Raw genomic sequence first — 15,120 nt, 5'->3', positions numbered from 1 at the left:
TCATCAAGCGCAAGTTTGATGGGGCTATTTTTAAGCCAATTTATAATAAGGAGTTAGAACAATGAGCGTTAAAACTACAGACGTTAGAACACTTTCAAGAAACTTTGCAGATTACGCTGACAAAGAAGTTACAGTATCCGGCTGGGTTCGTAACATGCGTGATTCAAAGACATTTGGATTTTTAGTACTTGCTGATGGTACATTCTTCAATCCTGCACAGGTTGTTTTCAACCAGGACAAGATTGACAACTTTGATGAGGTTAGACACCTTAATGTTGGTGCAGCAGTTTATGTTACAGGTACTGTTGTACTTACACCAGAGGCTAAGCAGCCATTCGAAATTCAGGCTACAAAGATTGACGTAGAGGGTAAGTCAACACCTGATTATCCTATTCAGCCAAAGAGACATACAATGGAATACCTTCGTACACAGACACATCTTCGTCCACGTACAAACACATTCCAGGCAGTATTCAGAGTGCGTTCTCTTTGCGCATATGCTATTCACAAGTTCTTCCAGGAGCGTGATTTCGTATATGTTCACACTCCACTTATCACAGGTTCTGACTGTGAGGGTGCTGGCGAGATGTTCCAGGTTACAACAATGGACCTTAACAACATTCCTAAGACAGAGGATGGCAAGGTTGATTTCTCACAGGATTTCTTCGGACATGCTACAAATCTTACAGTGTCAGGTCAGTTAAATGGTGAGACATATGCTCAGGCATTCAAGAACATCTACACCTTTGGACCTACATTTAGAGCTGAGAACTCAAACACAACTCGTCATGCAGCAGAGTTCTGGATGATTGAGCCAGAGATTTCTTTTGCTGACCTTGAGGATGATATGCAACTTGCTGAGGATATGATTAAGTTCATTATTAATTATGTTCTTGAGCATGCTCCAGAGGAGATGGAGTTCTTCAACAACTTCATCGACAAGGGACTTCTTGATAGACTTCATAACGTTGCTACTTCAGACTTCGGTCGCATCACATACACAGATGCTGTAGCAGAGCTTGAGAAGCACAACGACGAATTTGATTACAAGGTATCTTGGGGCTGTGATCTTCAGACAGAGCACGAGAGATATCTTACAGAAAAGATTTTTGGAAAGCCTGTATTTGTTACAGATTATCCAAAGGAAATCAAGGCTTTCTATATGAAGCTTAACGAGGATGGAAAGACTGTTGCAGCTATGGACTGTCTTGTTCCTGGTATCGGCGAAATCATCGGTGGTTCACAGCGTGAGGACGACTACGATGTACTCGTTAAGAGAATGCAGGAATGTGGTCTTAAGGAAGAGGATTACCAGTTCTACCTTGACCTTCGTAAATACGGTTCATCACGTCACGCAGGCTTCGGACTCGGCTTCGAGCGTTGCGTAATGTACTTAACAGGCATGGGCAACATCCGTGATGTAATCCCATTCCCACGTACAGTAGGAAATTGTGATCTATAATTCGTAGTTATTTGCAAACAGGGCGACTACATAACCTTGGCAGGCGCGAGCAAGGGGGCCCCATGGGGACAACAGAGGGGACCCACACCGGCGGGGAGTTTCTGTTGTTCCCAATGGGAGTTGACTTGCGGGAGCATGGGAAAATAGAGGGTCGCCATATTAGGAGGACAACAAGTTATGAGCAAAATATACATCCCAGAGGGTTACGCTTCGGCGCTGAATTTAAAAGAGACACAGATTGCAATTAAGAAGGTGAAGGACTTCTTCCAGGCACAGCTTACTGCAGAGCTTAATTTGCATCGTGTTACTGCACCTTTATTTGTAGAGCCTGAGTCAGGTTTGAACGACAACTTAAATGGTGTTGAGCGTCCAGTTGCTTTCGGTGTAAAGGAACAGGGCGATAAAGAGGTGGAGGTTGTTCATTCTCTTGCAAAGTGGAAGAGAATGGCACTTGGACGTTATGGCTTCAATGTAGGTGAAGGTCTTTACACGGATATGAACGCTATTCGTCGTGATGAAGACACAGATAATATCCACTCAATCTATGTTGATCAGTGGGACTGGGAATGTATCATTGAAAAGTCTGCTCGTAACGAAGAGACTCTTAAGAAATATGTAAAGAGCGTTTATGCAGCTCTTCGTGTTACAGAAAAATATATTGCAAATTCGTACGATTATGTACAGTGCATCCTTCCAGAGGAGATTCACTTTATCACTACTCAGGAGCTTGAGGATAGATGGCCAGACCTTGACCACTCTCAGCGTGAGTATGAGGCAGCAAAGGAATACGGTGCAATCTTCCTTATGAAGATTGGAGATTTGCTTAAGTCAGGTGAGAAGCATGATGGTCGTGCTCCTGACTACGATGACTGGCAGTTAAACGGTGATATCATTGTTTACTATCCTGTTGATGATATTTCACTTGAGCTTTCTTCAATGGGTATTCGTGTTGATGAGGATAGCCTTGCATCTCAGCTTAAGAAGGCTGGCTGTGAGGATAGAGCAGAGCTTCCATTCCAGAAGGCAATCCTTAACAAGCAGCTTCCATATACAATCGGTGGTGGTATTGGACAGAGCCGTATTTGTATGTTCTTCCTTCGCAAGTGCCACATCGGTGAAGTACAGTGTTCTTTCTGGCCAGAAGCAGATGTTCAGTATGCTAGCGAAAAGGGTGTTGTTATCCTTTAAAAGACAGATGAGGCGTAGTGTCTTTCTGTGGCAAACAAAATCCTTTACATTTACATATTTTTATCGTAAAATAATCATCGGCTCTCAATTAGGGGGCCGATTTTCTTGTGTAAATATTGCTTCTAGAAATAGCAGCAATATTTTTTATTGTGGTTCTTTACTTTAAAACTTTACTGTGCTAAACTAAAGCTATGCAGAGCAAAGTATTACTGCGTCCAGTTCAGCACAATAGGGTGGGGATTTTGATTTTTAGTAGGAGTATTTAGATAATGAATAAGAAACTAGAAACAGCAGAAATGGATGAGCTCCTTAGAGCCATACTTAGCCTCGAAACCGTGGAGGAGGCATACGAATTTTTTGAGGATCTTTGTACAGTAAATGAAATGGTAGCTATGAAGCAGCGTTTTGAAGTTGCTAAAATGCTTCGCGAGGAGCGTACATATCAGGATATCGCTGACGAGACAGGGGCAAGTTCAGCTACAATCAGCCGTGTGAATCGTGCACTTAATTATGGCAACGATGGCTACGATTTGGTTCTCAAGCGTATTGGAAAGTAATATCAGACATGTTAAAATATGGGATGTGGTTCATAAAACCGCATCTCATATTTTTTTTGGAGGAAGATATGGACAACTCAAGAAAAAGATTAAATTCAATACTTCATCAACTTGCAGAAATAGATTATGTCCATCCAGAGGACATTCCAAATATAGATTTATATATGGATCAGGTTCTAACCTTTTTGGATCAGGAGCTAGGTACAGTTCGTGAAGCCACAGAAGATAAAGCTATGACCAAAACCATGATTAACAACTACACTAAGAATCAGCTTATGCCTCCTCCGGAGAAAAAGAAATACTCTAGAGACCATATGTTGAATCTTATCTTCATATATTATTTCAAGAATTTCCTCGGCCTTAAGGATATCAAAAGTATCCTTGATCCAATCAATGAAAAGTACTATGGAGATAATGAGAGTCTAGATATATTCGACATCTATTGTGATATGGTTGGCTACGAAAGAAGGGTTGCAAAAGAGGTCACCAAGGACATTATTAAAAAATACAATGAGAGCCGTGAGGCTTTTGCTAATCAGGATGAGGAAAGCAAGGATATCCTTCAGGATTTCACCTTTATTTGTCTTCTTTCCTTCGATGTATTTGTTAAGAAAATGATGATTGAACAGTACATTTCTGGTCGTCGTGAAGAAGAAAAGAATACCAAAGAAAAATAATTTAAGGTAGCTAGAATATTCATTCTATGTTACAATATTAGAACATATTTTCGGATTATATCCGGTAGTTAGGAAAAAGTGTTATGGATTTAAGTATGTTAAATGACAAGCAACGTGAGGGCGTTGAGACTATAGACGGCCCAGTCTTGATATTGGCTGGAGCCGGCTCTGGAAAGACTAGAGTGCTCACCCATCGTGTTGCTTATTTAATTGAACAGGGGGTTATGCCATACAATATCATGGCCATTACCTTCACTAATAAGGCAGCTCGCGAAATGCGAGAGCGTATTGATAATATCGTTGGCTTTGGCTCAGATGGTGTTTGGGTTGCCACCTTCCACGCTTCTTGTGTTCGCATTCTCCGTCGTTTTGGAGAGCGCCTTGGCTATGGCAGCAATTTCACAATTTACGATACAGACGATTGCAAGACTCTTATGAAAGAGGTTTGCAAATATCTTCAGATAGATACAAAGCAGTTTAAGGAGCGCACCTTCTTAAACGTGATTTCCGATGCTAAGAACAAGCTTATCGGACCTGAGGAATTTACTAATCGAGCCATGGGAGATTTCAATATGTCTCGCCAGGCCACAGTTTATCGTGAATACCAGGCTCGTCTCCGTCAGAACAATGCTTTTGATTTTGATGATTTGATTATGAAGACTGTAGAGCTTTTGAAGATGGATTCTGAGGTTCAGGCCTACTATCAAAACAAGTTCCATTACATTATGGTGGATGAGTATCAGGATACAAACGCAGCTCAGTTTGAGCTTGTGCGTTTGCTTTCCAGCGGTAGGGAAAATCTTTGCGTAGTTGGTGATGACGACCAGTCTATTTACAAGTTCCGTGGTGCGGACATTTACAATATTTTGAATTTTGAACAGCATTTTCCAAATGCTCATGTAATAAAGCTGGAGCAGAATTATCGAAGCACAGGAAATATCCTTGATGCTGCCAACTCTGTCATCGCTAACAATGAAGGGCGTAAGGAAAAGGCTCTTTGGACAGAGGCTGAGGCTGGTGACAAAATCGAATTCCAGCAGTTTGATAGCGCTTATGAAGAGGCCAGCTATATCGCCAGCAATATTGCCAGCTATGTTCGCAAGGGTGAGGCTGATTATCGTGATTGCGCGGTGCTTTATCGTACCAATGCACAGTCGCGTCTCATAGAAGAAAAAATGATTTACGAGGGCATCCCTTACAAGATTGTAGGTGGTGTAAACTTCTACAGCCGTAAGGAAATTAAAGATGTTCTTGCATATTTAAAGACTGTTGATAACGGTAGTGATGATATCGCTGTACAGCGTATTATCAATATTCCAAAGCGAGGAATCGGTGCTACCACAATCTCAAAGGTATCTGATTTTGCTCGTGAACGTGGTTTGAATTTCTATGAGGCACTTGTTCATTGCGAAGAGATTCCATCCCTTGGAAAAGCTGCTACAAAAATCCAGGGCTTTACAGGCTTGATCGAAAAGCTTCGTAAGATAGCTGATGAGGAGTCGGTTTCTGCGTTGGTGGAAGAGATTTTAGATCAGACAGATTATGTGGCAGAGCTTAAGGCTGAGGGCACTGACGAGGCAAAGGCTCGTATCGAAAATATCGACGAGTTGCTTACAAAGGCAGTTGCCTATGAAAAGGATGCCAGACTTGACGGTGAAGAGCCTACACTTTCAGGTTTCTTAGAGGATGTAGCTCTTGTTGCTGATATTGATAGCTACGAGGAAAGCGACAATTATGTGGTGCTTATGACTTTGCATGGTGCAAAGGGTCTAGAGTTCCCACGTGTATATATGGCAGGTATGGAAGACGGTCTTTTCCCAGGTCAGAGCGCAATCTTTGACGGTGGCGGAGCTGATTCGGAAATGGAAGAGGAACGTCGTCTTGCCTATGTTGGTATCACTAGAGCAAGAGAGCATCTTACCATGACTTCCGCTCGCATGCGAATGGTTCGTGGAGAGACAGCCTTCCACAAGATATCTCGTTTTGTTAAGGAGATTCCAGAGGATTTACTTCATGGCAATCTCTGGGAACCAAAGCCAATGGAGGATTATTCAAGCACTCCTATTGGAGAGTATTCTGTTTATCAGAAGCCAACAGGTTTTGGAAAGCCATTTTTAGGAACAACTTATGGTAGCTCCTCTGGATCAAAGCCAACTAGCAGCTTCAACGGTGGTTCTAGCTATAGCAAGCCAGCCAGCTTCACAGTAGGCAGCTCTACCACGGCAGTAGCCAATAAAAACGGCACTAAAATCGAAAAAGGTGAGTTAGAATATGGCATTGGCGACCGCGTCAGTCATATCAAATTCAAAGAAGGAACAGTTAAAGATATTATTGATGAAGGTCGCGATTACGAAGTCACTGTTGAGTTCGATGGTGTAGGCGTAAAGAAAATGTTCGCGAGCTTCGCAAAGTTAAAAAAGGTGTAATATGAAACGTGGAGAAATAGTACAAGGCAAAGTAGTAAAGGTAAACTTCCCAAACAAAGGTATAGTCGAGACAGCTGAGGGTGACCGCCTTCGCGTAAAGGGCGTTCTTCCAGGCCAGACTGTGTCTGTCCGTGTAAGGAAGTCTTCAAAGGAAAAGGCTCAGGGAAACCTTCTCTCGGTGGATGAGCCATCACCACTTGAGATGGATACTCCTGCCTGTGTTCATTTTGGAAAGTGCGGCGGTTGTACATACCAGTCTCTGCCATATGAGCAGCAGTTAAAGATAAAGGAAGGTATGATTCATGACCTTATGGCTCCAGTTATTGGAGAGGATGTTTGGAATGCTACATATGAAGGCATCAAAGCCAGTCCTAAGCAGTTTGAATATAGAAATAAGATGGAGTTTTCTTTTGGTGACGAAGTAAAGGATGGCCCGCTTACTCTTGGAATGCACAAGAAGGGAAGCTTCTACGATGTTGTTACAGTGGATGGCTGCCAGATTATTGATGCTGATATGAGACGTGTTCTCAACATCACTTTGGATTACTTCGCAAATGCGAAGCAGCCATATTATCGTAAGAATACTCATGAGGGATATCTTCGTCATTTACTTGTCCGTAAGGCAGCAAAGACAGGTGAAATTCTTGTGGACTTGGTTACAAGTACACAGATTTCATCAATCTATGAAATTGCTCTTTTAGAGGGATGGAAACAGGCGCTGATTAATTGTCCAGATTGGGAAGGAAAGCTTACTGGTATCCTTCATACAAAGAACGATAGAGAAGCAGATGTTGTTGCTGATGAAGGTACAGAAATCCTTTATGGCCAGGATTGGTTTAAGGAAGAGCTTCTTGGTTTGTCCTTTACTATTAGCCCATTTTCTTTCTTCCAGACCAACTCCCTTGGAGCAGAAGTGCTCTACAGCACTGCTCGTGATTTCATAGCTTCAGGTGCAGATGGTGCAGAAGTTTATGATCTTTATTCAGGTACAGGTACTATTGCTCAGGTTATCGCACCAGCAGCAAAGCATGTAACAGGTGTTGAAATTATCGCTGAGGCAGTAGAGGCTGCCAAGGAAAACGCCAAGCTCAATGGCCTTGATAACTGCGATTTCATTGCAGGAGATGTACTCAAAGTTTTGGATGATATTACTGAAAAGCCAGACTACATTATTTTGGATCCACCTAGGGATGGTATTCATCCAAAGGCTCTTGAGAAGATTATTGACTACGGTGTAGACTCCCTTGTCTACATTTCATGTAAGCCAACCAGCCTTGCTCGTGACCTTGAGGTATTTCTCGCCCGCGGCTACAAGGTTACACGCCTTGCCTGCGTCGATATGTTCCCTGGAACTTATCATTGCGAGACGGTATGTTTATTGTCCAAACTTCACGAAGCGAAGCATCATATTAACGTTAAGGTTGATATGGACGAGCTTGATCTTACAAGTGCGGAAGCTAAGGCAACATACAAAGAGATTGAGGAATGGGTGCAGGAGCACTACGGATTTCATGTAACAAACCTGAATATTGCACAGGTGAAGCAGAAACATGGAATTATAGAAAGAGAGAATTACAATAAGCCGAAATCTGAGAATAGCAGACAGCCTGGATGTCCGGAAGAAAAGGTTAAAGCAATTGAAGAAGCTTTAAAACATTTTCAGATGATATAAATAAAAACTCGTGACTATCGGTATTTGGTGGTCACGAGTTTTTTTACGTACTTTTTACCAATGTTGATAATAGATTTTACATGTATCTGCTAGCATTGCGCTAGGAGGTGCAGAGCATGTCTAAAATATGGAGTTTTGTAAATGACTTGAAGGTCAAGAAGAATCATAAAATCACAATGTTTATTTGGCTTACAACAATACTATATGGATTAACTGGCGGTTTGATATGGGGATTGATTGGAAGATTGATATTACCTGAAATAACTTGGCTATTTTGCTTTATAGGGTACCCTGCGGTGTTCATGGGACTGTTTGGCGGGGTAATCTATCTATACAATCATGAGTTCATATGATTTTTCAAGACTTTTACTGAACTTTTACATAAAGATGGTTATGGATTTTACATTAGGCGAATATTATTGTCATTGTAAAAAATACGGCGCCAAATTATGTAAGTTTAGAAAGGAATGAAAAATATTATGAAGAGAAGAATAATTGCTATTATGGCAGCAGTAAGCATAATGACATTTGGGCTAGTAGGATGTGGAAGCGAGAGTCCCCAAAGTGCTGATGCTGCAGAGCAGGGAAAAAATGTGGAATCTGTAGAATTAAATGGAACTATTAAACTTGCAGGCTCAACTTCTATGGAAAAACTTTGCGAGGCTATGGCTGAGAGTTTCATGGAGAGAAACCCAGGAGTGACAGTTACCGTTGAATATACTGGCTCAGGTGCAGGTTTGGAATCTCTTGCAGCCGGTTCTGTAGATATCGGAAATGCTTCCAGAGGCCTGAAGGATGAGGAAAAGGCAAGTGGTGCAGTAGAAAATATTGTGGCAATTGACGGTATTGCAGTGATTACTAATAAATCTTGTAGTATCAAGGATGTGACATCAAAGGATCTTGCTAAAATCTATTCGGGCGAAATTACAGATTGGGCTGAGCTTGGTGCTAAGGAGCAGCCAATCATTGTAATTGGTAGAGAGGCAGGTTCAGGCACAAGAGATGCATTTGAAGAGTTACTTGAAGTAAAGGATGGTTGCGTGTATGCACAGGAGTTGGATTCAACAGGAGCAGTTCTTGCAAAAGTAGCAACTACACCAGGAGCAATCGGTTACGTTTCGCTTGATGTGGTTGATGACACCGTGTCAGGATTAAAGATTGATGGAGTGGAGCCAACAGAAGAAGAAATCCTAGCAGGAAATTACATGCTTCAGAGACCGTTTGTAATGGCTACAAAGGGCGAAATGTCAGGGCAGAATGAATTGGTTCAGGCTTGGTTTAACTATATCAATTCTGATGATGGTAAGGAAGTTATCAAACAAGTTGGACTTATTATTCCACAATAAGGGGTATACATGAAGAGAAAAGCATTTATAGAAAAAACTGCCAAAACATTATTCGAGCTTTGTGCAGTAGTGGCTATATTTGCAGTTTGTGCTATTACTATCTATATGTTCATGAAAGGTGCCCCGGCTTTAAAGGAAGTCGGGGTTTTTGATTTACTTTTTAAAACCATATGGAAGCCAACTGCAAGTGAACCATCTTATGGTATTGGATTTATTATTTTGGCTTCGGTAGTAGGAACTACCACTGCACTTTTTCTTGGAGTTCCGATAGGATTGTTAGCTGCTGTATATATATCAGAAATGGCAGGAAAAACAACAGGAAACATTGTACGAACTGCAATAGAATTATTGGCTGCCATTCCATCAGTAATATATGGATTAATTGGAATGATGGTACTTAATCCGATTATGTTTGGATTTGAGCAAATAATATTTGAAGACGATAGTTCTCATCAGTTTACTGGAGGAGCAAACATGCTTTCTGCAATTATTGTACTGACAATCATGATTTTGCCAACGGTAATAAGCGTAAGCACATCGTCGTTAAAAGCTGTATCTGACACTCTTAGAGCAGCGTCGTTAGCACTTGGTGCAACAAAAGAACAGACAATATTCAAAGCAGTTATTCCAGCGGCGAAATCAGGAATACTTACAGGTGTAGTGTTAGGTACAGGTAGGGCACTTGGTGAGGCAATGGCTATAAATATGGTTGCAGGGGGAGCAGTTAATATTCCGTTACCATTTAATTCTGTACGTACTCTTACCACTCAAATTGTAAGTGAAATGGGTTATGCCCAAGGTACGCATAGACAAGTATTATTCACAGTGGGATTAGTCTTATATATTTTTATCATGATTGTGAACTATGCATTGCTAAGAGCAAGGAAAGCGGGGATTGATGATGTCGATTAGTAGAAGAAAGTTTATCGATTGTATCCTGCGTTTTTTAATAAATATCTGCTCGACATTTTCAGTACTTTTGTTACTTGGAATTATTGGATATGTGTTAATAAGAGGGATTTCTGCGGTTAACATAACATTTCTTACTTCAGTAACAAGCGTATTGAAAGGAACTGTGGGGATTGCAGGTAATATTGTAAATACATTACTGATTATTCTTATCACCATGATAATTGCAACTCCAATCGGTGTAGGTAGTGCAATATATCTTAATGAATATGCAAGGTCTGGGAGAGTTGTAACAGCAATAGAATATGCAACAGAAACCTTGACCGGTATACCATCCATTATCTTCGGCCTATTTGGAATGATGTTTTTTGGAGAAAAGCTCGGATTAGGTTATTCACTTTTGACAGGATCTTTAACATTGATTCTCATGGTTCTTCCTTTGATAACACGAAATACTCAGGAAGCATTAAAAACTGTACCAAGTTCGTATCGGAATGGTGCAATCGGACTTGGAAGTGGCAAATGGCACATGATACGAACAATACTTCTTCCAAGTGCTATGCCAGGAATAATCACAGGAGCAATACTTGCCATAGGAAGAATTGTGGGAGAATCAGCAGCACTTTTATTTACAGCTGGAAGTGCCAAGTTATTACCCAAAGGGATTAGCGGACTTTTAGCTAAACCATTTCAGTCTGGAGGAACCCTTACTATTCAGATGTATCTATCTGCCACAAGTGAAGGTGATTTCGAAACAGCATTTGGAATAGCTGTAGTGCTTTTGATTATCGTATTGGCTATAAACCTTGCAACAAAAGCATTAACAAAACGATTTGATGTGACAAGAAAGGAATAGTAATGGGAGAAACAAAAATCAGTGTTAATGATTTGAATTTATATTATGGAAAAAATCATGCATTAAAAAATGTAAGCATGGAAATAAAGGAGAAGGCTATTACGGCATTTATTGGGCCATCAGGTTGCGGTAAATCTACCTTTTTGAAAACTCTAAACAGGATGAATGATTTAGTTGAGGGAGTAAGAATTGACGGGACGGTAAAAATCGATGGAGAGGATATTTATGGTAGAGATATAGACACTACGCTACTTAGAAAAAAAGTAGGCATGGTATTTCAGCAGCCAAATCCATTTCCAATGAGTATATATGATAATGTGGCTTATGGTCCAAGGGTCCATGGCATTAAGGACAAGAAAAAGCTTGATAAAATTGTAGAAGATAGCTTGAGAGGAGCTGCGATTTGGGAAGAGGTGAAAGACAGATTAAAGAAATCCGCTTTATCACTTTCCGGGGGACAGCAGCAAAGAATATGTATAGCCAGAGCTCTGGCCGTAGAACCTGAGATTCTGCTGATGGATGAACCTACATCGGCTCTTGATCCTATCTCTACCACAAAGATTGAAGACCTTATGGAGGAATTAAAAAAGAACTATACAGTAGCTGTGGTCACACATAATATGCAGCAGGCCGTGAGAGTATCGGACTATACTGCATTTTTCCTTGTAGGTGAGATGGTGGAATTTGGTACAACCAAGCAGATTTTCTCTTACCCAAATGATAAAAGAACTGAGGATTATATCACCGGAAGGTTTGGCTAATATGCTTAGTGAATTAGTAAGAATTATAGAAGGGAATATTCGAATGAGAAGTAAATTTGATGAACAGCTTTTAGAACTTAATCATAAGATGATTGAGATGGGAAACAATATAATATCCTCGATTCAGAAGGCTATAGAAGCGTTGGTAGCCCGAGATATTGATCAGGCAAAGCTGATTATGGATGGTGACGCAGAAATTGATCATCTCCAGAAAGTAATCGAAAGTATATGCTTTAATCTTTTGATACAACAGCAGCCAGTTGCAAGAGATCTTCGAACAGTGACAGCAGCAATGAAAATGGTTACTGACATGGAGCGAATAGGTGATCATGCGGCAGATATTTCGGAAATGACTATACTTATGGGGCAGAATAGTCAAATAGATAAGTTTAATCATATTTCAGAGATGGCAAGCGAGACAATGATAATGCTCAATCATAGTATTGAAGCTTATGTAGAAAAGGATGTTGTAAAAGCTAGGGAAGTTATTGAACATGATGATATTGTTGATGAGCTGTTTGTAAAGGCAAAAAAGGATGTTATCCAACTTATCTTAAATAATCCTGAAGAAGGTGAGGAGGCAGCCGATATTTTGATGATAGCAAAGTACTTTGAACGAATAGGGGATCATGCAACAAATATAGCAGAGTGGGTAATTTATTCACTAAAGCAGAAGGAGAATGAAGATGAAGTATAAAGATATTAAAGAGAATGAAGAGGTACTGGCATTAATAGCGAAGGGAAATGAAAACCTTGGAATATTGGGGTATACAGACCATTCAGAAGTACATGCAGCTTTGGTAGCCGAGCGTGCCACCAATATTCTTGAGATTCTTGGATACAGTAAGAAACAGATTGAACTTGTTAAGGTGGCTGCATTTATGCATGACATTGGGAATGCTATCAATCGTAGTAGGCATGCAGAGTATGGTTCATTACTTGCAAATGACATATTAAAGGAAACAGGCATGGATAGGCAGGAGAGACTTACAGTGGTTTCTGCAATCGCCCATCATGACGAGTCAACAGGTGGAGCTACAGATGTAATATCAGCTGCACTCATTATAGCAGACAAAACAGATGTTAGAAGAAACAGGGTGCGTCAGAAACCAAAAGCCAACTTTGATGTTCATGATAGAGTGAATTATGCTGTTACCAAAACAGATCTTATTATTGATAAGGATAAAAAGCAAATTTCATTAAATCTCGAAATTGATGAGAAAATCTGTACCATGTATGAATATTTTGATATTTTTCTCGGTAGAATGCTGATGTGTAGAAAAGCTTCAGAACTATTGGGAGTAACGTTTAGATTAATGGTTAATGGAAATAAAGCATTGTAATAGTAAGCAAAGTTTATAATTTTACATAGATTTTACATAGGACATTCATACATTTTACTTTCATTCAGTATGCTAATAATTGGCGTATTTTTTTAGCATACCCAGAAAGGAATTTGTATGGATATTTTTAATGTTCTAAATATGATAGGTGGGCTATCCCTGTTTCTATATGGAATGAGTATGATGGGGAATGAACTGTCAAAGATGGCAGGCGGAAAGTTGGAAATAATTCTTGAGAAGCTTACTTCAAAGAGGATATTTGCGGTGTTGCTTGGCGCAGGAGTTACGGCAGTTATTCAATCATCATCTGCAACTACTGTCATGGTAGTTGGATTTGTAAATTCAGGCATTATGAAGCTAAATCAGGCTGTAGGTATTATTATGGGGGCAAATGTGGGTACAACTATTACATCCTGGATGCTTTCACTTACAGGAATCGAGGGAAGTACCATTTGGCTTAAGATGCTAAAGCCTTCATCATTTTCGCCTATATTAGCGGCAATAGGTATTATTTTAGTTATGTCAAACAAAGAAGAATCTAAGAAAAAGGATGTTGGTGGAATCTTACTTGGATTTGCGATTCTCATGTTTGGAATGGAAACAATGAGTGGAGCTGTGTCTGGGCTAGCAGACAATACTTCTTTTACAAGAATGATGACAGCTTTTAGGAATCCTATACTTGGAATGGCTGTTGGTGCAATTCTAACGGCAGTAATTCAAAGTTCATCTGCATCTGTTGGTATTTTGCAGGCACTTTGTTCTACCGGAGCTGTACATTATGCAGTAGCGCTTCCGATCATTATGGGGCAGAATATCGGAACCTGTGTAACCTCAATTATTTCATCTGTTGGGGCAAACAGAAACGCACGTCGCTCAGCGATGATTCATTTATATTTTAATCTTATAGGAACAATTATTTTTATGGTTGTATTCTATTCTTTGAATACAGTTATAGATTTTGTTTTTTTAGATAAGGCTGCTAATGCAGCCGGGATAGCTGTGATTCATAGTTTATTTAATATTGGTGCGACAATACTTCTTTTCCCATTTGCGGATAAGCTTGTAAAGCTGGCTGAAATAACCATACCAGATGGAGCAAAAGAGCCGGAGGCTAAAAAGGATTCTATCATTATTGACGAGAGATTCTTGGACAGGCCGGCATTTGCAATGGAATTATGCCGTGGAAAAGTAAGAGAAATGGCAGAGTATTGCCAGAAATCTATCACCTTATCATTGGAAGCCCTATTAGAATATGATAAGCAAAAGGTTAAGGAAGTTAAAAGACTTGAAGCTGTAGTCGATAAGTACGAGGATGCAATTGGCTCATATTTGGTTAAAGTATCAAGTAAGAATATTTCAAAATCAGATAGCCAAAGTATGTCCATTATTTTGCATAGTATCAGTGATCTTGAAAGGATTTCAGATCATGCCTTAGAGATTGTTAAATCAGCAGAAGAAATAAAAGATAAGGGCTTAGAGTTCAAGAAGGGGCAGCTCAGAGAAATGAAAGCTCTTTGTGGAGCCGTTAATGATATATGTGCACTAACAGTTGATAGCTTTTGTAGAAATGATGTAGAGCAAGCTACTCATGTTGAACCTCTTGAAGAAGTTATTGATACACTATGCAAGACCATTAAGGAGAATCATATTAAGAGATTGAAGAAGGGAAAGTCTACTATTGAGATGGGATTTATTTTGGATGATGTATTAACCGGTCTGGAGCGAGTATCTGATCATTGTTCAAATATAGCTGTTGAAATGATAACTATTTTAGACGATGATTATAATACGCATGAGTATTTTGAAAGCTTATCTAGTGAAGGCAGAAAGAGCTTCAACAAGGAGTATGAAGAACTGATTAAGCAGTACCCCATCAGTAAGAAAGAGATAGAACAGTCTAAGGACGCACAATAGGAGAGAAGA

The 15,120-nt window shown here is 40.0% G+C and carries 14 protein-coding genes; all 14 read left to right on the top strand.

Annotated elements, in window-relative coordinates:
• Nucleotides 1-61 precede the first annotated feature (61 nt).
• The 14 genes from asnS to BLR54_RS12040 all read left to right on the top strand — a co-directional run bounded on the left by asnS (nucleotide 62) and on the right by BLR54_RS12040 (nucleotide 15,111).
• The gene (gene asnS / locus BLR54_RS12105) at nucleotides 62-1,462 is read left to right on the top strand and encodes an asparagine--tRNA ligase (protein WP_090421450.1); all 1,401 of its coding nucleotides are present in this window, start codon (nucleotides 62-64) and stop codon (nucleotides 1,460-1,462) included.
• Nucleotides 1,463-1,639: 177 nt separating this feature from the next.
• The gene (gene asnA / locus BLR54_RS12100; protein ID WP_090421448.1) at nucleotides 1,640-2,650 is read left to right on the top strand and encodes an aspartate--ammonia ligase; all 1,011 of its coding nucleotides are present in this window, start codon (nucleotides 1,640-1,642) and stop codon (nucleotides 2,648-2,650) included.
• A 269-nt stretch (nucleotides 2,651-2,919) separates the two neighbouring features.
• Nucleotides 2,920-3,207 (top strand): YerC/YecD family TrpR-related protein, encoded by a 288-nt coding sequence (locus BLR54_RS12095; RefSeq protein ID WP_090421446.1) that lies wholly within the window; start codon nucleotides 2,920-2,922, stop codon nucleotides 3,205-3,207.
• A gap of 68 nt (nucleotides 3,208-3,275) precedes the next feature.
• On the top strand, nucleotides 3,276-3,884 hold the full coding sequence (locus BLR54_RS12090) for a DUF1836 domain-containing protein (RefSeq protein ID WP_090421444.1): 609 nt from the start codon (nucleotides 3,276-3,278) through the stop codon (nucleotides 3,882-3,884).
• Nucleotides 3,885-3,967: 83 nt separating this feature from the next.
• Nucleotides 3,968-6,310: an ATP-dependent helicase gene (locus BLR54_RS12085; RefSeq protein WP_090421441.1), complete on the top strand. Its 2,343-nt coding sequence runs from the start codon at nucleotides 3,968-3,970 to the stop codon at nucleotides 6,308-6,310.
• 1 nt (nucleotide 6,311) lies between these two features.
• The gene (gene rlmD / locus BLR54_RS12080; protein ID WP_090421438.1) at nucleotides 6,312-7,982 is read left to right on the top strand and encodes a 23S rRNA (uracil(1939)-C(5))-methyltransferase RlmD; all 1,671 of its coding nucleotides are present in this window, start codon (nucleotides 6,312-6,314) and stop codon (nucleotides 7,980-7,982) included.
• A 116-nt stretch (nucleotides 7,983-8,098) separates the two neighbouring features.
• The gene (locus BLR54_RS12075) at nucleotides 8,099-8,335 is read left to right on the top strand and encodes a hypothetical protein (RefSeq protein ID WP_090421436.1); all 237 of its coding nucleotides are present in this window, start codon (nucleotides 8,099-8,101) and stop codon (nucleotides 8,333-8,335) included.
• 126 nt (nucleotides 8,336-8,461) lie between these two features.
• On the top strand, nucleotides 8,462-9,328 hold the full coding sequence (locus BLR54_RS12070) for a phosphate ABC transporter substrate-binding protein (protein WP_176761942.1): 867 nt from the start codon (nucleotides 8,462-8,464) through the stop codon (nucleotides 9,326-9,328).
• Nucleotides 9,329-9,337: 9 nt separating this feature from the next.
• Nucleotides 9,338-10,240 carry a phosphate ABC transporter permease subunit PstC gene (pstC, locus tag BLR54_RS12065; RefSeq protein WP_090421432.1) on the top strand — a complete coding sequence of 301 codons (903 nt, stop codon included), beginning with the start codon at nucleotides 9,338-9,340 and terminating at the stop codon, nucleotides 10,238-10,240.
• Nucleotides 10,227-11,093 (top strand): phosphate ABC transporter permease PstA, encoded by an 867-nt coding sequence (gene pstA / locus BLR54_RS12060; RefSeq protein WP_090421430.1) that lies wholly within the window; start codon nucleotides 10,227-10,229, stop codon nucleotides 11,091-11,093. Before pstC ends, pstA begins: the two co-directional genes overlap by 14 nt.
• A gap of 2 nt (nucleotides 11,094-11,095) precedes the next feature.
• On the top strand, nucleotides 11,096-11,854 hold the full coding sequence (gene pstB / locus BLR54_RS12055) for a phosphate ABC transporter ATP-binding protein PstB (RefSeq protein WP_090421428.1): 759 nt from the start codon (nucleotides 11,096-11,098) through the stop codon (nucleotides 11,852-11,854).
• Nucleotides 11,855-11,897: 43 nt separating this feature from the next.
• A complete protein-coding gene (phoU, locus tag BLR54_RS12050; protein ID WP_027114864.1) occupies nucleotides 11,898-12,551 on the top strand; it encodes a phosphate signaling complex protein PhoU in 654 nt (217 codons plus the stop codon).
• A complete protein-coding gene (locus BLR54_RS12045) occupies nucleotides 12,535-13,197 on the top strand; it encodes an HD domain-containing protein (protein ID WP_035790314.1) in 663 nt (220 codons plus the stop codon). The genes phoU and BLR54_RS12045 overlap by 17 nt, the downstream gene beginning before the upstream one ends.
• Nucleotides 13,198-13,314: 117 nt before the next feature.
• Nucleotides 13,315-15,111 carry a Na/Pi cotransporter family protein gene (locus tag BLR54_RS12040; RefSeq protein ID WP_090421426.1) on the top strand — a complete coding sequence of 599 codons (1,797 nt, stop codon included), beginning with the start codon at nucleotides 13,315-13,317 and terminating at the stop codon, nucleotides 15,109-15,111.
• The last annotated feature ends 9 nt before the right edge of the window (nucleotides 15,112-15,120 follow it).

The sequence above is a fragment of the Pseudobutyrivibrio sp. YE44 genome (assembly GCF_900104335.1).
Classification (GTDB): domain Bacteria; phylum Bacillota; class Clostridia; order Lachnospirales; family Lachnospiraceae; genus Pseudobutyrivibrio.
The sequence above is the reverse complement of the archived record's forward strand: the minus strand, read 5'-3'. Positions and strand labels throughout refer to the sequence as shown.